General features: G+C 59.9%; 17 protein-coding genes. 16 read left to right on the forward strand and 1 reads right to left on the reverse strand.

The genetic code is table 11. The features are described 5' to 3' along the window. Nucleotides 1-35 precede the first annotated feature (35 nt). The 11 genes from HF675_RS09815 (at nt 36) to HF675_RS09865 (ending at nt 9,745) form a co-directional block, all read left to right on the forward strand. Nucleotides 36-1,097, forward strand: coding sequence for a FliC/FljB family flagellin (locus HF675_RS09815; protein WP_105231559.1), 1,062 nt, complete (start codon nt 36-38; stop codon nt 1,095-1,097). A gap of 186 nt (nt 1,098-1,283) precedes the next feature. Continuing rightward, the gene (locus HF675_RS09820) at nt 1,284-2,003 is read left to right on the forward strand and encodes an RNA polymerase sigma factor FliA (RefSeq protein ID WP_111736899.1); all 720 of its coding nucleotides are present in this window, start codon (nt 1,284-1,286) and stop codon (nt 2,001-2,003) included. 25 nt (nt 2,004-2,028) lie between these two features. Then, nucleotides 2,029-2,535 carry a flagella biosynthesis regulatory protein FliZ gene (gene fliZ, locus HF675_RS09825; protein ID WP_105231557.1) on the forward strand — a complete coding sequence of 169 codons (507 nt, stop codon included), beginning with the start codon at nt 2,029-2,031 and terminating at the stop codon, nt 2,533-2,535. Nucleotides 2,536-2,657: 122 nt separating this feature from the next. Next, nucleotides 2,658-3,647, forward strand: coding sequence for a D-cysteine desulfhydrase (locus tag HF675_RS09830; RefSeq protein WP_187044517.1), 990 nt, complete (start codon nt 2,658-2,660; stop codon nt 3,645-3,647). Nucleotides 3,648-3,767: 120 nt separating this feature from the next. Next, the gene (gene tcyJ, locus HF675_RS09835) at nt 3,768-4,568 is read left to right on the forward strand and encodes a cystine ABC transporter substrate-binding protein (protein ID WP_105231555.1); all 801 of its coding nucleotides are present in this window, start codon (nt 3,768-3,770) and stop codon (nt 4,566-4,568) included. Next, nucleotides 4,568-5,230, forward strand: coding sequence for a cystine ABC transporter permease (tcyL, locus tag HF675_RS09840; RefSeq protein WP_054306766.1), 663 nt, complete (start codon nt 4,568-4,570; stop codon nt 5,228-5,230). Before tcyJ ends, tcyL begins: the two co-directional genes overlap by 1 nt. A gap of 4 nt (nt 5,231-5,234) precedes the next feature. Beyond that, nucleotides 5,235-5,987 carry an L-cystine ABC transporter ATP-binding protein TcyN gene (tcyN, locus tag HF675_RS09845; RefSeq protein ID WP_015672792.1) on the forward strand — a complete coding sequence of 251 codons (753 nt, stop codon included), beginning with the start codon at nt 5,235-5,237 and terminating at the stop codon, nt 5,985-5,987. A 175-nt stretch (nt 5,988-6,162) separates the two neighbouring features. Next, nucleotides 6,163-7,212, forward strand: coding sequence for a cell division protein ZapE (gene zapE, locus HF675_RS09850; RefSeq protein ID WP_187044518.1), 1,050 nt, complete (start codon nt 6,163-6,165; stop codon nt 7,210-7,212). 36 nt (nt 7,213-7,248) lie between these two features. Beyond that, entirely contained in the window at nt 7,249-8,004 is a 756-nt protein-coding gene (locus tag HF675_RS09855; RefSeq protein WP_187044519.1) for a sulfite exporter TauE/SafE family protein, read from the forward strand. Nucleotides 8,005-8,288: 284 nt separating this feature from the next. Then, nucleotides 8,289-9,326 carry a hypothetical protein gene (locus tag HF675_RS09860; RefSeq protein ID WP_187044520.1) on the forward strand — a complete coding sequence of 346 codons (1,038 nt, stop codon included), beginning with the start codon at nt 8,289-8,291 and terminating at the stop codon, nt 9,324-9,326. Nucleotides 9,327-9,466: 140 nt separating this feature from the next. After that, nucleotides 9,467-9,745 (forward strand): hypothetical protein, encoded by a 279-nt coding sequence (locus HF675_RS09865; protein WP_232251560.1) that lies wholly within the window; start codon nt 9,467-9,469, stop codon nt 9,743-9,745. Nucleotides 9,746-9,867: 122 nt separating this feature from the next. Here HF675_RS09865 and putA read toward each other — a convergent pair whose 3' ends face one another. Next, nucleotides 9,868-13,839, reverse strand: coding sequence for a trifunctional transcriptional regulator/proline dehydrogenase/L-glutamate gamma-semialdehyde dehydrogenase (gene putA / locus HF675_RS09870; protein ID WP_105231549.1), 3,972 nt, complete (start codon nt 13,837-13,839; stop codon nt 9,868-9,870). A 595-nt stretch (nt 13,840-14,434) separates the two neighbouring features. On the opposite strand from putA, the gene putP reads away from it, so the two are divergent. From putP to HF675_RS09895, 5 genes are all read left to right on the forward strand, one after another. Further along, nucleotides 14,435-15,919, forward strand: coding sequence for a sodium/proline symporter PutP (gene putP / locus HF675_RS09875; protein WP_105231548.1), 1,485 nt, complete (start codon nt 14,435-14,437; stop codon nt 15,917-15,919). Between the two features lie 132 nt (nt 15,920-16,051). Then, on the forward strand, nt 16,052-17,305 hold the full coding sequence (locus HF675_RS09880; RefSeq protein WP_160030736.1) for a nitrate regulatory protein: 1,254 nt from the start codon (nt 16,052-16,054) through the stop codon (nt 17,303-17,305). Nucleotides 17,306-17,574: 269 nt separating this feature from the next. Beyond that, nucleotides 17,575-18,852 carry a CmpA/NrtA family ABC transporter substrate-binding protein gene (locus tag HF675_RS09885; protein WP_187044521.1) on the forward strand — a complete coding sequence of 426 codons (1,278 nt, stop codon included), beginning with the start codon at nt 17,575-17,577 and terminating at the stop codon, nt 18,850-18,852. Next, on the forward strand, nt 18,849-19,751 hold the full coding sequence (ntrB, locus tag HF675_RS09890) for a nitrate ABC transporter permease (protein WP_105231545.1): 903 nt from the start codon (nt 18,849-18,851) through the stop codon (nt 19,749-19,751). Before HF675_RS09885 ends, ntrB begins: the two co-directional genes overlap by 4 nt. Before the next feature lie 10 nt (nt 19,752-19,761). Beyond that, nucleotides 19,762-20,550: an ABC transporter ATP-binding protein gene (locus HF675_RS09895; RefSeq protein ID WP_187044522.1), complete on the forward strand. Its 789-nt coding sequence runs from the start codon at nt 19,762-19,764 to the stop codon at nt 20,548-20,550. Nucleotides 20,551-20,557 lie beyond the last annotated feature (7 nt).

The raw sequence follows: 20,557 nt of genomic DNA on the forward strand, positions 1-20,557 counted from the left end.
GTGCATTCATACTGATTCGTAAGGAAACTCACACTATGGCACAAGTAATTAACACCAACAGCCTGTCGCTGATGGCGCAAAACAACCTGAACAAATCTCAGTCTTCTCTGGGTACCGCGATCGAGCGTCTGTCTTCCGGTCTGCGCATCAACAGCGCGAAGGACGATGCGGCCGGCCAGGCGATCTCCAACCGCTTCAGCGCCAACATCAAAGGCCTGACTCAGGCGTCCCGCAACGCCAACGACGGTATCTCCCTGGCGCAGACCACCGAAGGCGCGCTGAACGAAGTGAACGACAACCTGCAGAACATCCGTCGTCTGACCGTACAGGCGCAGAACGGCTCTAACTCTGACAGCGATCTGAAATCCATCCAGGACGAAATCACCCAGCGTCTGTCAGAAGTTAACCGCATCTCTGAACAAACTGACTTCAACGGCGTGAAAGTGCTGAGTAAAGATCAGTCTCTGACCATTCAGGTTGGTGCGAACGACGGCGAAACCATCAATATCGATCTGCAAAAAATCGACGCCAAGCAGCTGGGTCTGGAAGGCTTCGACGTGACCGTCAAAGGCCCGACCGCAGGCAGCGAAGTCGCCAAGGGCACGACCATCAAGGCGTCTACCGGTGAAGATGTCAGCTATGACCCGGATACGGCGAAGAGCGGCCTGGCGGCAGGTAAAACGCTGATCACCGGTAAAGATGCGGACGGTAAAGACAGCATGTTCGTTGAAACCACCGATGCGACCACCGGCGAGAAAACTTACGCGTCAGCGACCGTGGATAAAGACGGTAAAGTCACCGAAGGCGGTACCGCCGTCACCATGAAAACGCCGCTGGATACCCTGGATAAAGCCCTGTCTCAGGTTGATAAGCTGCGTTCTTCCCTGGGTGCGGTACAGAACCGTTTCGATTCTGTCATCAACAACCTGAACAGCACCGTCAACAACCTGTCTGCTTCCCAGTCCCGTATTCAGGATGCCGATTACGCGACCGAAGTGTCCAACATGAGCCGCGCCAACATCCTGCAGCAGGCGGGGACGTCCGTACTGGCGCAGGCTAACCAGTCAACTCAGAACGTGCTGTCTCTGCTGCGTTAATCACCTCTCTCCGATTAACCGTCGCTTACCACCCCGCCTGCCTCGGCGGGGTTTTTTTATCCTTGCGTACCGGTGCGTTGCCGCATGGGGCAAATAAGGCCCGTTTTCTGCGGCTGTTCCGTCGATTGTCATTACCGCCGCTGCGGATAATAGCGCTGACTCCTTTACCCGCAGGTTTTAGACATAGTGAGCGATCTGTATACCGCCGAAGGCGTGATGGACAAAAACTCTCTCTGGCTGCGCTACGTTCCGCTGGTGCGCCATGAGGCGCTGCGTCTGCAGGTCAGGCTGCCGGCCAGCGTGGAGCTTGACGATCTGCTGCAGGCCGGCGGTATCGGGCTGTTGAACGCCGTCGAACGTTACGACGCCCTGCAGGGAACGGCTTTCACCACCTATGCGGTGCAGCGCATTCGCGGCGCGATGCTCGATGAACTGCGCAGCCGCGACTGGGTGCCGCGCAGCGTGCGGCGTCACGCGCGCGAGGTGGCGCAGGCGATGCAGCAGCTGGAGCAGCAACTGGGGCGCCCGCCCGCCGAACAGGAAGTGGCGCAGGCGTTGGATATCTCGCTCAGCGATTATCGTCAGATCCTGCTGGATACCAATAACAGCCAGCTGTTCTCTTACGACGAGTGGCGGGAGGAGCAGGGCGAAAGCGCCGAACTGATGCTGGACGGGCATGAGGAGGCCAATCCGCTGCAGCAGCTGCTGGAGGGGAGCCTGCGTCAGCGGGTGATTGGCGCCATCGAGGCTCTGCCGGAGCGCGAGAAAATGGTGCTGACGCTGTATTACCAGGAGGAGTTGAACCTGAAGGAGATTGGCGCGGTGCTGGACGTTGGCGAATCACGCGTCAGTCAATTACACAGCCAGGCGATCAAACGCTTGCGCGCCCGTTTGGCTAATGATTGATCGGCGATAACAGGAGCCCTCATTAATGTCTGGAACAGTATTGAAAAAGCGGCCGCTGAGCCGTTATGTAAAAGATTACAAACACACTCAGACCCACTGCGGTCAGTGCGGTAAACAGCTGGACCGCATGGCGCTGGTGTTTCGCGGTAAAATCATCAACAAAGAAGCCATCGCCCGCATGGACCAGCCGATCGATGAACAGGTGTGGCAGAGCGTGCAGCAGGAGCTGACCGCACTATGCCGTTTCTGCAGCGAAATCTCCTGCAACAGCCACCCGAGCTACTTCGACATTATGGCGTTCAAACAATATCTGTTCGAACAGACCGAAATGAGCCACAGCACCGTGCGTGAATATGTGGTGCGCCTGCGGCGGCTGGACGAAATGCTGTGCGCGCGCAATTATCCGGCGGAGAAACTCAGCAACGGCTGCTGCCATCACCTGATTGACGACCTGCCCAGCGCCGGACATAACAACTATCGCATTGCCCTGCGCAAATACGACCAGTACCTCGCCTGGCAGAAGAGTTACTAAGCCTGTGACGGTCGCCCCGGGGCGGCCGTCGGCGCTCCCGCGATCGATAATAAGTGATTATTGACGTCACTTCTGTTACACCTAGCTGTCAGACGTTAATACCGCTTTACTGGGAGTAAGCTGTGAATCTGCAACAGCAACTGGCGCAATTCCCGCGCCTCGATTTGGTTGGCTCCGCCACGCCGCTGGAGAAACTGTCCCGCCTTTCTGACTACCTTGGCCGTGAAATATACGTTAAACGTGACGACGTCACGCCGATGGCGTTGGGCGGCAACAAACTGAGAAAACTGGAGTTTTTGGCCGCCGATGCACTCGAGCAGGGAGCCGACACGCTGGTGACCGCCGGCGCCATCCAGTCCAACCACGTCCGCCAGACCGCCGCCGTCGCCGCCAAACTTGGCCTGCACTGCGTGGCGTTGCTGGAAAATCCCATCAATACTCAAGCTGAAAACTACCTGACCAACGGCAACCGCCTGCTGCTGGATCTGTTCAACGTGGAAGTTGTGATGTGCGATGAACTGCACGCGCCGCAGCAGCAGTTGGAGGCGCTGGCGACGCGCCTGGAAGCGCAGGGGGTCCGGCCTTACGTGGTGCCGGTGGGTGGCTCCAACGCGCTTGGCGCGCTGGGCTATGTGCAGTGCGCGCTGGAAATCGCCAGCCAGGGCAAGGACGTTGCCTTCAGCTCCGTGGTGGTGGCCTCCGGCAGCGCCGGCACCCACGCCGGTCTGGCAGTCGGGCTGCAGCAACTGCTGCCGGAGAGCGAACTGATTGGCGTCACCGTTTCACGCCGCGCCGGAGAACAGCTGCCGAAAGTCGAACAGATTCAGCAGGCGCTGGCCCGTTCGCTGGGGCTGGAACAGGCGCTGGCGCCGATTACGCTGTGGGATGACTATTTCGCGCCGCAGTACGGTATGCCGAATGACGAAGGGATGGCGGCGGTGCAACTGCTGGCGCAGCAGGAAGGCCTATTGCTCGACCCGGTGTATACCGGCAAGGCGATGGCCGGACTGATCGACGGTATTGCCCAAGGGCGCTTCCGCGATGACGGCCCGATCCTGTTTGTGCATACCGGCGGTGCGCCGGCGCTGTTCGCTTATCACCCGCAGGTGTAGGCCGGGGGTGTAGTGATATTCCATTCTGAACTATATTTATTAGGTAATATTCCTTTATACCGCCATGCAGGCTGTTAAAGTCCTGAAATCAAAAAAGATAACATTCTATACGGGGTAGCTATGCTCTTTTCTAACGTTCGACGCCAGCTGGTTCTGGGGATGATGGCGGTGGCGCTGACCACCGGCCTGAGTGCAAACACCTTCGCGGCAGACAATCTGCTGGATCAGGTAAAACACAACGGTACGCTGAAAGTGGGCCTGGAAGGCACCTATCCACCGTTCAGTTTCCAGGGGGAAGACGGCAAGCTGACCGGCTTCGAAGTGGACTTCGCCAACGCGCTGGCGCAGCATCTGGGCGTTAAAGCCAAACTGAGCCCGACCAAATGGGACGGTATGCTGGCGTCGCTGGATTCCAAACGTATCGACGTGGTGATCAATCAGGTCACTATTTCCGACGAGCGTAAGAAAAAATATGATTTCTCTACGCCGTACACCGTGTCCGGTATTCAGGCGCTGGTGAAGAAGGGCAACGAAGGGCAAATCAGCAAGCCGCAAGACCTGAAGGGTAAAAAGGTCGGCGTTGGCCTCGGCACCAACTACGAGCAATGGCTGCGCGAAAACGTGCAGGGCGTTGACGTGCGCACCTATGACGACGATCCGACCAAATATCAGGATCTGCGCGTAGGCCGCATCAACGCGATTCTGGTGGATCGTCTGGCGGCGCTGGATCTGGTGAAGAAAACCGGTAACACGCTGGCGGTCGCCGGCCCGGCGTTCTCCCGTCAGGAGTCCGGCGTGGCGGTGCGCAAAAATAACCCGGAGTTGCTGAACGCCATTAACCAGGCGATTGCCGAGATGCAGAAAGACGGCACGCTGGCGAAGATCTCTGACAAATGGTTTGGCGCGGACGTAACGAAATAATGCAAGAGAGTATCCAACTGGCGCTGGATTCAGCGCCGTTTTTATTGAAGGGCGCCATACTTACGCTGCAACTGAGCCTCGGCGGCATGGCGCTGGGGCTGATTCTCGGTTTTCTGCTGGCGCTGATGCGCCTTTCGCATTTCTGGCCGCTGTCGTGGTTGTCGCGTATTTACGTGTCACTGTTCCGCGGCACGCCGCTGATTGCCCAGCTGTTTATGATTTATTACGGCCTGCCGCAGTTCGGCATTGAGTTTGACCCGTTCCCGGCGGCACTGATCGGCCTGTCGCTCAACACGGCGGCCTACACGTCGGAAACCCTGCGCGCTGCGATCTCCTCGATCGATAAAGGGCAGTGGGAAGCCGCCGCCAGTATCGGCATGTCGCCGTGGCAGACCCTGCGCCGGGTGATTCTGCCGCAGGCGGCGCGTACCGCGCTGCCGCCGCTGGGCAACAGCTTTATCGGGCTGGTGAAAGACACCTCGCTGGCGGCGACCATTCAGGTGCCGGAGCTGTTCCGCCAGGCGCAGCTGATCACCTCGCGCACGCTGGAGGTGTTCACCATGTATCTGGCGGCATCGCTGATCTACTGGCTGATGGCGACGCTGCTGTCTGCGCTGCAGAACCGTCTGGAATCGCACGTTAACCGTCAGGATAAGGAATAAGCCCATGAGCGCCATCGAAGTAAAGGACGTGGTGAAAAAGTTCAATGGCCATACGGTGCTGCACGGTATCGATCTCGAGGTGAACTCCGGCGAAGTGGTGGCGATCATCGGGCCGAGCGGCTCGGGGAAGACTACGCTGCTGCGCTGCATCAACCTGCTGGAAGTGCCGGATTCCGGCACCATCCGCGTGGGTGATATCGAGATCGACAGCGCGCGTTCGCTCGGTAAGCAAAAGAGCCAGGTGCGCGAGCTGCGTCAGCAGGTGGGGTTTGTGTTTCAGAACTTCAATCTGTTCCCGCACCGTTCGGTGCTGGAGAACATCATCGAAGGGCCGGTGATTGTGAAGGGTGAGGAGCGCGCCAAGGCTGAGCAGCGCGCCCGCGAACTGCTGGCGAAGGTCGGGCTGAGCGGTAAAGAGCAGGCCTATCCGAAGCGGCTGTCCGGCGGCCAGCAGCAGCGGGTGGCGATCGCCCGCGCGTTGGCGATGCAGCCCGAAGTGATCCTGTTTGACGAACCCACCTCGGCGCTGGACCCGGAGCTGGTGGGCGAGGTGCTCAACACCATCCGCGCGCTGGCGGAAGAGAAGCGCACCATGGTGATCGTCACCCACGAGATGAGCTTTGCCCGCGACGTCGCCGACCGCGCCATCTTTATGGACAACGGCCGTATTGTCGAACAGGGGCCGGCGAAGGCGCTGTTTGCCGACCCTCAGCACCAGCGCACCCGTCAGTTCCTCGATAAGTTTATCAACCAGTAAATAGAGCGCCGGGCGCTGATACGCCCGGCTTCGTGCTGTGAATTCAATCACACAATATATATTCTGCGGAACAAAGCGCGGACGCAGGCTCTATCCTTCACTTAACTAAAAATAACATTACCGACAGGGCCGGTATTGCGATGACAATTCCGCCCGTTATGCATGGAGCAATGCTATGACGAGCATTGGGACGCCTTTTGATTTCCCGGCAATCATGGAAACCAAAGCCAGGGCGAATAAATTTACGCTTGATTCCGATCAACGACAGGTTATTTCCAGCTTAAACGCGCTGATTGCTGCCAACCTGAATCCGCAGAACGGTCACGCTCACCGCGACGGCGTTTATATTTGGGGAAAAGTAGGGCGGGGAAAAACGTTTATTCTTGACGCTTTTTATGACGCGGCGCCGATAAAAGATAAACGCCGCGTACACTTTCATCATTTTTTCCGCGAGTTGCATCAACGACTTGCCGCGCAGGATACCCAAGGGCAGCCGATAGCCGAGGTATTAAGCGCTCAGTTGGGCGACTGCCGGTTATTGTGTTTCGATGAATTTCATTTGCACGATATTGGCGATGCAATGTTAATCAAACCCCTGCTGGACTTTATTTTTCACCAGAAAATCCTGCTGGTGGTGACTTCCAACTATCCACCGGATGAATTGTTAGCCAATCCCCTTTATCACCAACGGTTTGTGCCTTCGATCGCCCTGATAAAACAGCATATGGAGATCTTCGCATTGGCCGGCGGCCAGGACTACCGTTCGCTGGGCGCGAATGACAGCACGCCGTTTTGCCGGGGCGTCTATCTGTGTCCCGGCAATGCCGCGCAGCGCCGGGAGTGCGGGCTGCCGGAGCCTGACGGCCTGCCGCATGCCCTTGAGGTCGGTTACCGTACCCTGACGGTGCTTTCTCCCGCCGGGGATGTTCTGCACTTTTCCTTTGCCGCGCTGTGCGCGGCGCCTACGGCGGTGATGGACTATCTGGCGTTATGCGAGCGCTGCCGCTGCTGGATTATTGAGGATGTTCCGGCGCTGGCGACCCAGTCTCCGGCGGCGCAGCAGCGTTTTATCAACGTGATTGACGTGCTCTACGACCAGAATTGCCGGCTGTATGTGATCAGCGACTATCCGCTGGCGGTGATGACCGACGGCGTCGAACTGGATGATATCCAGCGCACCCGCAGCCGCCTGAGCCAGCTGAAACACTACCTGCCCGCGGTATAGCGCCGGCCACGATCATACAATTAGGCGGATACTGACATGCAAGACGCACTGCAGCTTTCCCACTATCTGGTATTGGCCGGTGCACTACTGGTGGCTTATGTCATCTTCGGCATTGCCGGCTTCGGCACTGCGCTGATCGCCAGCCCGGTGATGGCGCTGTATATCCCGGTAGCGAAAATCGTGCCGTTGCTGGCGCTGTTGGATATGTGCGCGGCGATGGTCAATGTGAGCCGCGACGGGCGCAATGCACAATGGCCGGAATTAAAACGGCTGGTGCCGCTGATGATCGCCGGCAGCCTGATCGGCGCGCTCATTCTGCTGAGAACCCGGCCTGACATTCTGCTGCTGGCGTTGGGGATTTTCGTGGTGCTGTATGCCGCCTACGCATTAAGCGGGCTGAAGCCGGATCGCCGTTTCTCTGCCAGAGCTTCCGTTCCGTTTGGCCTGCTCGGCGGGGTGTTCAGCGCGCTGTTCGGCAGCGGCGGCTTTATTTACGCGATTTACCTCAGCGGACGGATTGAAAGCAAAGAGGCGATGCGCATTACGCAAACCACGCTGATCGGCCTGAGCACGCTGACCCGCGTGGCGATCTTTGCACTGGCCGGGGTCTATTTTGATGCCGATCTGCTGCTGCTGGCGTTAGCCCTGGCGCCGGGCATGCTGCTCGGCATTACGCTTGGCCGCTATTTCACGCTGAACATGTCGCGCGAACAGTTCCTGAAGCTGATTAATGTGATCCTGCTGGCGTCGGGCAGTATGCTGATCTTCCGCTATCTGACCACCTCGCTGTGAATACTGACCATGTTCCATACCAATAAGGGCGGGGCTGAAAATAAAGCCGCCTGATGGTTAGAACTCGCTCCCGCACAGGTATTCGTTCTACCGCCATACTCTCCTTGATTACGGGGGCTGTCAGTAGCTGAAACCGTAACACGCAGCTGTTTTCCTTGGTGTTTTCTGTGCTTTGTATTCTGTGATATATGCCCATTGTAATCGTTGGAACCTTGGACAGAGATCGTTTAAGGTACGTCACTCACATACCCCCTATGGCGTCATTATGACAAGGAGTCTTATTAATGGCCTTTCCTCCCCGTCAACGTATTGAGCCCGGTTATTGCGTCGTTGAAACGCCGGGTACGCTCTCTTCACAAGGCAATATTCTGTTCAGAAACCCACGCAGCGAAGCCGCCCGTTATTTTATGCAGCTTAATGCCGATACGCCCTGGGTGAAACCCGGACATATCCTGATCGTTGCCGACCCGAACAACGCCCGACAAGGGCCAGCCCTACAGCAGTTACGCCAGGCGAAAAATCAGGTTAATCAGGCGATGTCGCAGGTGGATGCGGAACAGGCAAACTTTCTTCATCGTCATTATGAGACTATCGCAACCGTCCTCAATGGCAGCAGCATGGGGTTGGGAACGGCCAGCGATGCCGGAAAGCGTTATTTCAGTCGTATTGAGGAGATTCTCAAGAAGATTGAGAGCACCTACCAGAACCAGTTTCGTACGCAAGGAACATTGATTAGCCAGCAGTTTTTTGTCGAGCGTAACCACTTGTTCAACGAACTGAAGACGATGTTGGATAAGCCTATTTTTAATCGTCTGCCGCGCAAAATCCTGAATTTGCATCCGTATGAAAGCATGAAAAGGGCCTTAAATTTATCAAGCCGCTCCATCGTGCATGAATGGGCGACGGTGGGCGTTGGCGCGATTCATGGCTATTCGACCTACCTGGACGGCACCAGCAGAGCCATCAGGTTTATGCGCAACGCCGGCTGGGTGGGGTTGGGCGTTGCTGCGACCAGTACCACCAATGATATCTATAATTCCTGTACGGTCGACCGTGAAAACGAATGTGGTCGTGTCGCGTTAAAAGGGTATAGCTCATTCATCGGCGGTGCTTTTTTAGGAGCCTTTGGTGGCACCTGGGGGGCGTTGGCCGGCGGTGGTGTCTGTGTCGCGCTGGGAGTGATCAGTGCCCCCATGGCTGGCGGCGCGGGTCTGGCCTGTGCGATAGTCGGAGCTTCTGGTGGAAGTCTGGCTGGTGGAGCCGTGGGTAGCGCGATTGGCGAATTTGGCGGTGATTTTATCTATAAAATAGTGGGTGGCTAATGTTTTTGATGTTGGGATATGTCGGAGCAATAATATTTTTCCTAGCTTGCTTTGTCGGTTTCCTTACCATGATTTTTTTCGGGATAAACCGCAAAAAGTATGAACGCCTCGTTGCTGTATACGAAAGGGAGGGTTTATATATGAACGATTTTAATCAACTTGCGGTATATTTTGGCTACTTTGGCAGCTATTTCCCGACCGTGTTTTTTTATCAGTTGCTAAAAGATAAAAAAATAAAAATCGGGAAAGATACCTTTGCACCCGCAGATGCTTATGCCTTTATGCAGTCCCTGCCTCGCGAACTGACGGGATGGATCACAGTATACTACTGGATGCATTTTATCTGGATGAACACGATTGCGGTTGGCGGCGTCATGTTGGCGATTGCCAAACTCGCGGGCGTCGATCCTAATGCCTAAGCTTGAATTAAGAGAGCGTCATAACGCGTTACCTGAGGTTTGGGTATCCCGGGCGTCAAACGATACTACCATCAAGACAAACCCCGCCAAAGGCGGGGCTTGTCTTACCGAGTGGTAACTAATCAGCCGATAGTCATCAGGCTGGCGTTACCGCCGGCGGCGGCGGTGTTGACGCTCAGCGAGCGTTCAATCAGCAGGCGCTCCAGCAGGATATTGGTTTCGCCGTAGGCGAAGCCCTGCACGGAGACGATGGCGCCGCTGCGCTGGGCGATCTGCTCGCACAGGATACGCAGCTGATCGGCGTCGCCGTGATGCATGGCGGCGTCGAACTCCACCTTATCGCTCTGCCAGTCTTTAGTGAAGGCGATGCGCGCCTGCACCTCGTTTGGCAGGCGGCGGTACAGCGTGCGCTGCAGCTCCGCTTCCGGCCACAGCGCCTGGCTGCCGACCGCCAATACGGCAGCCAGCTGCGTCAGCGCGTCGGCGTCGTTATCCGCCAGACACAGCACGCGCTCGCGCGGCAGCAGGGCATAGGTGTTGCGTTCGCCGGTCGGGCCAGGCAGCGGACGTACGGTACCGCCCTGGCCTAGCTCGGCATAGCGCTGCGCCAGCTGCGCCAGATCGCGCAGGTTCTCCGCCACCGCCCATTTCTCCAGCGCCTGATGCGGCGCCAGCAGGGCCGGACGTGCGCTGGCTTCCATCGGGCGCTCGGCATCCTGACGGTCCAGCGTGCGTTGCACCGCGTCTTCCGGACGGTTAGCCAGCAGGCGATAGAGGTACAGCGGGCCGCCGGCTTTCGGACCGGTGCCGGACAGGCCTTCGCCGCCGAACGGCTGAACGCCGACCACCGCGCCGACCATATTGCGGTTAACGTACAGGTTGCCCACCTTGGCGCGCTCGGTCACCCGTGAGATGGTTTCATCAATACGGGTGTGAATGCCCAGCGTCAGGCCGTAACCGGCGGCGTTGATCTGATCGACCAGCGCTTCCAGGTTGGCGCGACGGTAGCGCACCACGTGCAGCACCGGGCCGAAGATCTCTTTTTGCAGCTCGTCGAAGCTCTCCAGCTCGATCAGCGTCGGCTTGACGAAGGTGCCGCGCGGCCACTCTTTCTCATCCTGCGCGTTGTTCTGCGCCGCCTGATACACGTTGCGGCCTTTGGAACGCATGGTCTGAATGTGGCGGTCGATGCCGGTTTTGGCTTCGGCGTCGATCACCGGGCCGATATCGGTGGACAGACGTTCCGGGTTGCCCATGCGGCACTCCGCCATCGCGCCGCGCAGCATCTGCAGCGTGTGTTCCGCCACGTCTTCCTGAATGCACAGCACGCGCAGCGCGGAGCAGCGCTGGCCGGCGCTGTCGAACGCGGAAGCCACCACGTCGGTGACCACCTGCTCGGTCAGGGCGGAGGAGTCGACGATCATCGCGTTCAGGCCGCCGGTTTCGGCGATCAGCGGCGTCGGCCGCCCCTGCGGATCCAGACGTCCGGCGATGCTGCGCTGCAGAATGCCGGCCACCGCGGTGGAGCCGGTGAACATCACGCCGCGCACGCGCTCGTCATTAACCAGCTGCGCGCCGACGGTTTCCCCCAGGCCCGGCAGCAATTGCAGCACGCCGTGCGGAATGCCGGCCTCCAGCAGAATGCGCACCGCCTGCGCCGCCACCAGCGGCGTCTGTTCCGCCGGTTTGGCCAGCACGCTATTGCCGGCGGCCAGCGCCGCGGCGATTTGCCCGGTGAAGATCGCCAGCGGGAAGTTCCACGGGCTGATACAGACCACCGGCCCCAGCGGACGGTGGCTGTCGTTGGCAAAATCGTCGCGCACCTGGCCGGCGTAGTAATGCAGGAAGTCGACCGCTTCACGCACTTCGGCGATGGCGTTGTTAAAGGTTTTGCCCGCTTCGCGTACCAGAATGCCAATCAGATTCTGCAGCTGGCTGTCCATCAGCTCGGCGGCGCGTTCCAGCACCGCGGCGCGCTCTTCCGGCGGGGTGGCGAACCAGATAGGGCCGGCGGCGGCGGCGGCGTCCAGCGCGCGGCTGACTTCGCCTTCGGTGGCTTCACGCACGTAACCGACGATATCGCTCGGTTCGGCCGGGTTAATCACCGGTTGTTCCACGCCCTGATCGGCGTCGGCGTCGATAATCGGATCGGCGCGCCACTCTTGCGCGGCGCTGGTGAGCAGGGCGCTGGACAGGGAAGCCAGACGCTGTTCGTTCGACAGGTCCAGACCGCTGGAGTTAACGCGTTTTTCGCCGTACAGATCGCGCGGCAACGGAATTTTAGGATGCGGCAGGCCAATCTGACCTTCGCTGGCGGCCAGCGCTTCCACCGCCAGCACCGGGTCGGCCACCAGCTCGTCGAGGGACAGCGTGGTGTCGGCAATACGGTTGACGAACGAGGTGTTGGCGCCGTTTTCCAGCAGACGACGCACCAGATAGGCCAGCAGCGTTTCATGGGTGCCGACCGGTGCGTAGATGCGGCACGGACGGTTCAGTTTACCGTCGGCGATTTTGCCCACCACCTGCTCGTAGAGCGGCTCGCCCATCCCGTGCAGGCACTGGAACTCGTACTGCCCCGGATAGTAGTTGTTGCCCGCCATATGATAAATCGCGCTCAGCGTGTGGGCGTTATGGGTGGCGAACTGCGGGTAAATCAGGTTCGGCACCGACAGCAGCTTGCGTGCGCAGGCCAGGTAGGAGACGTCGGTGTAGATCTTGCGGGTGTAGACCGGGTAGCCTTCCAGGCCGTCCATCTGGGCGCGTTTGATTTCGCTGTCCCAGTAGGCGCCTTTCACCAGACGGATCATCAGGCGGCGACGGCTGCGCTGCGCGATGTCGATCACCGCGTCAATGGCAAACGGGCAGCGCTTCTGATAGGCCTGAATAACGAAGCCGATGCCGTTCCAGCCGGCCAATTGCGGTTCGAAGCAGAGTTTTTCCAGCAGATCGAGCGAGATCTCCAGACGGTCGGCCTCTTCGGCGTCGATATTGATGCCGATATCGTACTGACGCGCCAGCAGGGTCAGCGACAGCAGCTGCGGATACAGCTCCTCCATTACCCGCTCGTACTGCGCGCGGCTGTAGCGCGGGTGCAGGGCGGACAGCTTGATCGAGATCCCCGGGCCTTCATAAATGCCGCGGCCGTTGGAGGCTTTGCCGATGGCGTGGATCGCCTGCTGGTAGGAGACCATATAGGCCTGTGCGTCAGCCTCGGTCAGCGCGGCTTCGCCCAGCATGTCGTAAGAATAACGGAAGCCTTTGTCTTCCAGCTTGCGCGCGTTGGCCAGCGCTTCGGCGATAGTTTCACCGGTGACGAACTGCTCACCCATCAGGCGCATCGCCATATCGACGCCTTTGCGGATCAGCGGCTCGCCGCTCTTGCCGATAATGCGGTTCAGCGAGCGCGACAGGTTGGCTTCGTTATGGGTGGACACCAGTTTGCCGGTGAACAGCAGCCCCCAGGTGGCGGCGTTGACGAACAGCGACGGGCTGCGTCCCAGGTGGGAGTGCCAGTTGCCGGTGCTGATTTTGTCGCGGATCAGCGCGTCGCGGGTCGGTTTGTCCGGAATGCGCAGCAGCGCTTCCGCCAGACACATCAACGCCACGCCTTCCTGTGACGAAAGCGAGAACTCCTGCAGCAGGCCTTGCACCATGCCGGCGCGTCCGTGTGCACTCTTTTGGTTCCGCAGCTTCTCGGCGATACCGTAGGCCATCTTGTGGGTGGCCTGTGCAAGATCGGCCGGTAATCGCGCCTGTTCGAGCAACATCGGCACCGCTTCCTGCTCCGGGCGGCGGTAAGCGGCGGTAATGGCGGCGCGCGTGACCGACTGCGGCAGGATGTGTTCGGCAAATTCCAGGAACGGCTGGTGGGACTCTTCCTGCGGTTGCGGCATAATGTCGTCCGCGTCGCCACTGCTGGCGGCATTAACTGCAGGAATTTCAGGGATATCGGAACCGCTCTCAAGACGTTCGAGATAATTAAAAATGGCTTGCTTGATTAACCAGTGCGGCGTGCGATCGATGCGTTGTGCAGCGTTTTTAATGCGATCGCGCGTTGCCTCGTCAAGCTTGACGCCCATTGTGGTCGTGCCCATACCATCCAGCTCCTGTGTGTTTAGAACCTATCCCGGCAGGCTATACAAATTCCGGGCCGCTTTTAGCCTGCGGGGATAGGCTCGTGAAATATGTTGTGTATGTCTGAAGGCAGACAATATCCTGCATGTTGCAACTTTGTGCAACCTTGTTAAATCAGGCTGATTAACGAAGTGTGAGTTAACTCGATTTTTTGGCCGCAGGAAACGGCATGGTTTTTGCTCGTTATTCAGTGTCTGCCGGGGAATATGCAGTATAACCGGTCACCCCTGAATTTTTATGGTTTATTCTGCCGGGGTGCAACTACGGGTGCGTAGGGGGAGTGCAACCGATAACCTGGTTAAATGTGACGCAGGGTGAACTTTGTGTAACTTTGTTGTTAAAAGTGTTGTTGAATGGCAAAAAGGTCATCTAGGATAGCCAGCGGTCTGACAATACCGGGCAAAAACGAGATTGACTACGCACTGCGCCGACGGCGTTTCGTTCCGACGCGTCGGCAGGCGACAGACACCGCACTACAGCGCGAATTAAAACACCCGAAAGAATTCACGGCGTTGCCGGCGAAGGATGAAGGGGAAAATGAAAGTGGAGAGTTGAATGACAATAAGCACACCTATGCTGGTGACCTTCCTGGTGTATATCTTCGGGATGGTGCTGATCGGCTTACTCGCCTACCGGGCGACCAACAACTTCGATGATTACATCCTTGGTGGCCGTAGCCTGGGCAGCGTGGTGACCGCGCTCTCCGCTGGCGCATCCGATATGAGCGGCTGGCTGCTGATGGGGTTGCCGGGCGCGATTTTCATGTCGGGCATTTCCGAAAGCTGGATCGCCATCGGCCTGGCGATCGGCGCTTATCTGAACTGGAAACTGGTGGCGGGCCGGCTGCGGGTGCATACCGAAGCCAACAACAACGCGCTGACGCTGCCGGACTACTTCACCAGCCGCTTTGAAGACAACAGCAAACTGCTGCGGATAATTTCGGCGGTGGTGATCCTGGTATTCTTCACCATCTACTGCGCTTCCGGCATCGTTGCCGGCGCACGCCTGTTTGAAAGCACCTTCGGCATGAGTTATGAAACCGCGCTGTGGGCCGGCGCGGCGGCGACCATTCTGTACACCTTTATCGGCGGGTTCCTGGCGGTGAGCTGGACCGACACCGTGCAGGCCGGCCTGATGATCTTTGCGCTGATCCTGACGCCGGTGTTCGTGATCCTGGCCGTCGGCGGCATTGATACCTCCATGATGGTGATTGAGGCGAAGAACCCGGCCAACCTGGATATGCTCAAAGGGCTGAATCTGGTGGCGATCCTGTCACTGCTCGGCTGGGGGCTGGGCTACTTCGGTCAGCCGCACATTCTGGCGCGTTTTATGGCGGCGGACTCTCACCGCACCATCCGCAGCGCGCGCCGCATCAGCATGGCCTGGATGATCCTGTGCCTGGCGGGCACCATCGCGGTCGGCTTCTTCGGCATCGCCTACTTCGCCAATAACCCGGCGCAGGCGGGCAACGTATCGGAAAACGGCGAGCGGGTGTTTATCGAACTGGCGATGATCCTGTTCAACCCGTGGGTGGCCGGTATCCTGATGTCGGCAATTCTGGCGGCGGTAATGAGCACCCTGAGCTGCCAGCTGCTGGTGTGCTCCAGCGCTATTACCGAAGATTTCTACAAAGCCTTCCTGCGCAAAGGCGCCAGCCAGCGTGAGTTGGTGTGGGTCGGCCGCGTTATGGTGCTGGTGGTGGCATTGATCGCCATTGCCTTGGCCGCCAACCCGGAAAACCGGGTGCTAGGGCTGGTGAGCTACGCCTGGGCCGGCTTCGGCGCCGCCTTCGGGCCGGTGGTGCTGCTCTCCGTCACCTGGTCGCGCATGACGCGCAACGGCGCGCTGGTCGGCATGTTGGTGGGTGCGATCACGGTACTGGTGTGGAAACAGTACGGCTGGCTGGATCTGTATGAAATCATCCCTGGCTTCCTGTTCGCCAGCATTGCGATCGTGCTGGTCAGCCTGATGGGCCGCAAGCCTTCAGCCACCATGACCAAACGTTTCGACCAGGCGGAAGCGGAATTTAAAACCGTGTAACGCCTGCTGACGACAGCATGGATGACCAACGGCCTCCCACTGTGGAGGCCTTTTTTATGCCGTATCCGGCGATGACGCCCCGGCACGGCTTTTGCAGGTTTCCGCCTATTCTAGCTGAACGGAGCCTGCACCATGAGCCGCAATTCCGCCTTTCCGCCCAGCGCCGCCGATTTCCTGCTGGCGTCGAAACGCTGTGAGATCGCCGTACTGCAACAGCTGCTGCACATGGGGCAGCTGGTGGGACAGGTGAGCCAACTGATCCATATGCTGCAGCGCGAGCGGGGCACGGTAAATATTTATCTCTGCTCGCAGGGTGCGCTGTTCGGCGATCGGCTGGCGGCGCGGCGCGACGATGTGGCGCAGGCCGAGCGGGCGGTGCAACGTCTGCTGGCGCAGATGGATGCCACCACCGCGCCGCTGGCGGCCGCCGGCCGGCTGTTCGGCCGTATCGCCGGCGCGCTGCAGCATCTCACCGCTTTGCCGGCGCTGCGTCAGCAGGCGGATGCGCGCAGCCTGACGCCCGCCGAGGCGATGCAGCATTTTAACGCGATCATTCACAGCCTGCTGGCGCTGGTGTATGAAGCGACGGATGCCTGCCTGGAACCGGCCATGGCGCGCCGGCTGATCGCCATGTTCAGCTTTATGCAGGGTAAAGAGCTGGCCGGGCAGGAGCGGGCGCTGGGGGCGGCGGGCTTTGCCGCCGGGCAGTTTGACGACGCGGCGCAGCAGCGGCTGCCGCAGCTGATGGACGGACAGGATCGCTGTTTTCACACCTTCGCCGAGTTTGCCGACCCCGCGTCGCTGGCGCAGTGGCGGCGGCTGCAGCAGCAGGACGATCGCGAGTTTGAACGCCTGCGGCGCGTTGCCTGCACCCAGCGGCAGCCCGGCGGCGATCTCAGCCTGCGCTGGTTTGATATCACCTCGGCGCGCATTGATGCGATGAAACAGATTGAGGATCGCCTGGAGGTTGCGCTGATGGACGGCTGCCGCGCCAGCCTGGCCGCGGCGCAGCGGGCGCTGACGCAGCAGGAGCCGACGTGGCCCGCGCCGGAGCAGGGCTATACGGTGTTTGTCAGCGCAGCGGCCGACGGCGACGCACTGCTCGACGACGGCGTTAATCCGCAGTTGGGGCGTTCGCTGATGGCGATGATCCGGCAGCAGTCGCAGCGCCTGCAAACGCTGTCGGAGGAACTGGCGGCGACGCGCGCCACCCTGCAGGAGCGGCGGGAAATCGATCGCGCCAAAAGCCTGCTGATTCAGTATCGCGGTCTGACGGAAGAGAGCGCCTACCAGCTGCTGCGCAAAATGGCGATGGACCAGAATAAGCGTCTGATTGATATTGCCCGCGCCATGCTGGCGGTGGCGGATATCCTGCCGGGGAAATAGCCGAGGGATTTGCACGGCCTCAGTGCAGGCGATGCCTCGCCGTTGTGCAATCGCCGCCATACCGCGTGGTCGCCGTGCGCGTTGGCCCGCGCCAGCCGGCACTGACAAACATTGGCACGTAAACTGCATTGTTTTATGCGTTATCAGCCAACGGCGGTTGATGACCTGATTAATTTGGATAAAGGCGTCCTTTCTGTGCGTTTCACCGTGGGTGAAGCGCGCCGACGGGACGCCTTTTTTGTTTTTCGCACCCAGATGAGGAGCTGTTGATGACGCACACCAAATCGCCGGGAATGGCGCTGTCGCGCCGCCGCTTTCTGCTCGGCAGCGCGGCGTTGGGCGGCAGCATGATGGCGCCGGGTCTGTTCAATGTCGCCTGGGCGGCAGGGTCGGACGCGCCGGAGAAAAAACGGCTGCGCGTCGGCTTTATTCCGCTCACCGACTGCGCCTCGGTGGTGATGGCGGCGGTGAAAAAGTTTGATGAGAAATACGGCATCGAAATTATTCCCAGCAAAGAGGCCAGCTGGGCAGCGGTGCGCGACAAGCTGCTGTCCGGCGAGCTGGACGCCGCCCATGCGCTGTACGGCATGATTTACGGCCTGCAGCTGGGCGCCGCCGGCCCGCAGCGCGATATGGCGGTGTTGATGACGCTGAACAATAACGGCCAGGCCATCACCCTGGCCAACCAGCTGAAACAGGCCGGCGTGCGTGACGCCGCCGCGTTGAAAACGCTGATCGACCGCGAGGAAAAGGGCGCCTACAGCTTCGCGCAGACCTTCCCCACCGGTACTCACGCCATGTGGCTGAATTACTGGCTGGCCCACGCCGGCATTCACCCCTACAACGACGTGCGCAATCTGGTGGTGCCGCCGCCGCAGATGGTGGTGAACATGAAGATCGGCAATATGAGCGGTTTTTGCGTCGGCGAGCCGTGGAACCAGCGTGCGATTGCCGAAAACATCGGCTTTACCGCCGTCACCACGCAGGAAATCTGGCCGGATCATCCGGAAAAGGTACTGGGCACCACCGACGACTGGGTGCGCGCCCACCCGAACAGCGCGCGCGCCCTGACGGCGGCGGTGCTGGATGCCGCGCGCTGGATCGACGCCTCCGACGCCAACCGTGTGGCAAGCGCCAACCGGCTGGCGGGGCGTGCCTACATCAACACCAGCGCGGCGTTTCTTACCGGGCGCATGCTGGGCGACTACCAGAACGGCCTGGGCAAACGCTGGCAGGACGCGCATGCCATGCGTTTTTTCCGCGACGGCGAGGTGAGTTTCCCGTATCTGTCCGACGGCATGTGGTTCCTGACCCAGCAGCAACGCTGGGGGCTGTTGAAGGCCGAACCGGACTACCTGGCGGTCGCCACGCGCATTAACCGTATCGATATCTACCGGCAGGCGGCGACGGCGGTCGGCGGCGTCAGCCTGCCGGCCAGCGCGATGCGCGCCAGCACCCTGATCGATGGCAAACGCTGGGACGGCAGCAACCCGGCGGCGTACGCCAACAGTTTTGCTGTTAAACGTGACGTGAGAGGTAGGCAATGAAAAATCTGGCTGAACGTATCGACGCCGCCGCCGAGCCGGTGAGCGCGCAGATTGTCCCGTTGAAAGAGGTGCAGACTGCGGCTGCCCCGGTTCCGGAAACCAAGACACCGCCGCGCCGCCGCCTGCGCTGGCAGCCGCTGCTGCGGCGTGCGCTGCCGGCGTTGCTGGGCCTGCTGCTGGCGATCGCCGTCTGGCAGATTGTCGCGCAAAACAGCGAGGGCATCCCGACGCCGCTGGCTACCTGGCAGGCGGCGCTGACGCTGTTTGCCGACCCGTTTTATTACGCCGGGCCGAACGATCAGGGACTGGGCTGGAACGTGCTGGCGTCGCTGCAGCGCGTGGCGGGCGGCTTTGCGCTGGCGGCGCTGGTGGGCATTCCCGTCGGCTTTCTGGTCGGCCGCTTCGCCTTTATGGCGCATATGCTGGGGCCGATTATCTCCCTGCTGCGTCCGGTCAGCCCGCTGGCCTGGCTGCCGATCGGCCTGCTGCTGTTCCAGCGTTCCGAACCGGCGTCGACCTGGACCATTTTCATCTGCTCTATCTGGCCGATGATCCTCAATACCGCCGAGGGCGTCACGCGTATCCCGGCGGATTACCTCAATGTGGCGCGGGTGTTGAAACTGTCGGAGTGGACGGTGATGCGCAAGATCCTGTTTCCGGCGGTGCTGCCGTATGTGTTGACCGGCGTGCGGCTGTCGATCGGCATCGCCTGGCTGGTGATCGTCGCGGCGGAGATGCTGACCGGCGGCGTCGGCATCGGCTTTTGGATCTGGAATGAGTGGAACAACCTCAACGTCGAAAACATCATCGTCGCCATTCTGGTGATTGGCGTCGTCGGCCTGCTGCTCGAGCAGGGGCTGATGTGGTTGGCAAAGCGTTTTAGTTATCAGAGCCATTAAGGAGCCCGCGATGAAACCGATTATCCAGATCCAGAACGTCAGCCAGCGCTTTGATACGCCGCAGGGCGAGTTTGTCGCCCTGCATCAGGTCAGCATCGATATTCAGCCGGGTGAAACCGTCAGCCTGATCGGCCACTCCGGCTGCGGCAAATCCACGCTGCTGAACCTGATTGCCGGGCTGACGCTGCCGAGCGACGGCGTGCTGCTGTGCGATAACCGCCAGATCGACGGCCCCGGCCCGGAGCGTGGGGTGGTGTTCCAGAACCACTCGCTGCTGCCGTGGCTCACCACCTACGAGAACGTGGCGCTGGCGGTGCATCAGGTGTTCCGCGGCCAGATGACCCGCGCTGAAATGCGCGACTGGATCGAACATAACCTGGCGCTGGTGCATATGAGCCATGCGCTGCATAAACGGCCGCATGAAATTTCCGGCGGTATGAAGCAGCGCGTCGGCATTGCCCGCGCGCTGGCGATGAAGCCCAAAGTCCTGCTGATGGATGAGCCGTTCGGCGCGCTGGACGCGCTGACCCGCGCTCATCTGCAGGATGCGGTGATGGATATTCAGCGGCGGCTGCATACCACCATCGTGCTGATCACCCACGATGTCGACGAAGCGGTGCTGCTGTCTGACCGGGTGATGATGATGACCAACGGCCCGGCCGCCACGGTCGGTGAAGTTCTGCAGGTAGCGCTGGAGCGCCCGCGCTCTCGCGTCGCGCTGGCGGATGACCCGGCCTATCACCGTTACCGCCAGCAGGTGCTGACGTTTTTGTACGAAAAGCACGCCAAGGCGGCGTAGGAGATGA

The organism is Serratia sp. JUb9 (assembly GCF_014298095.1).
GTDB lineage: Bacteria > Pseudomonadota > Gammaproteobacteria > Enterobacterales > Enterobacteriaceae > Serratia_B > Serratia_B rhizosphaerae.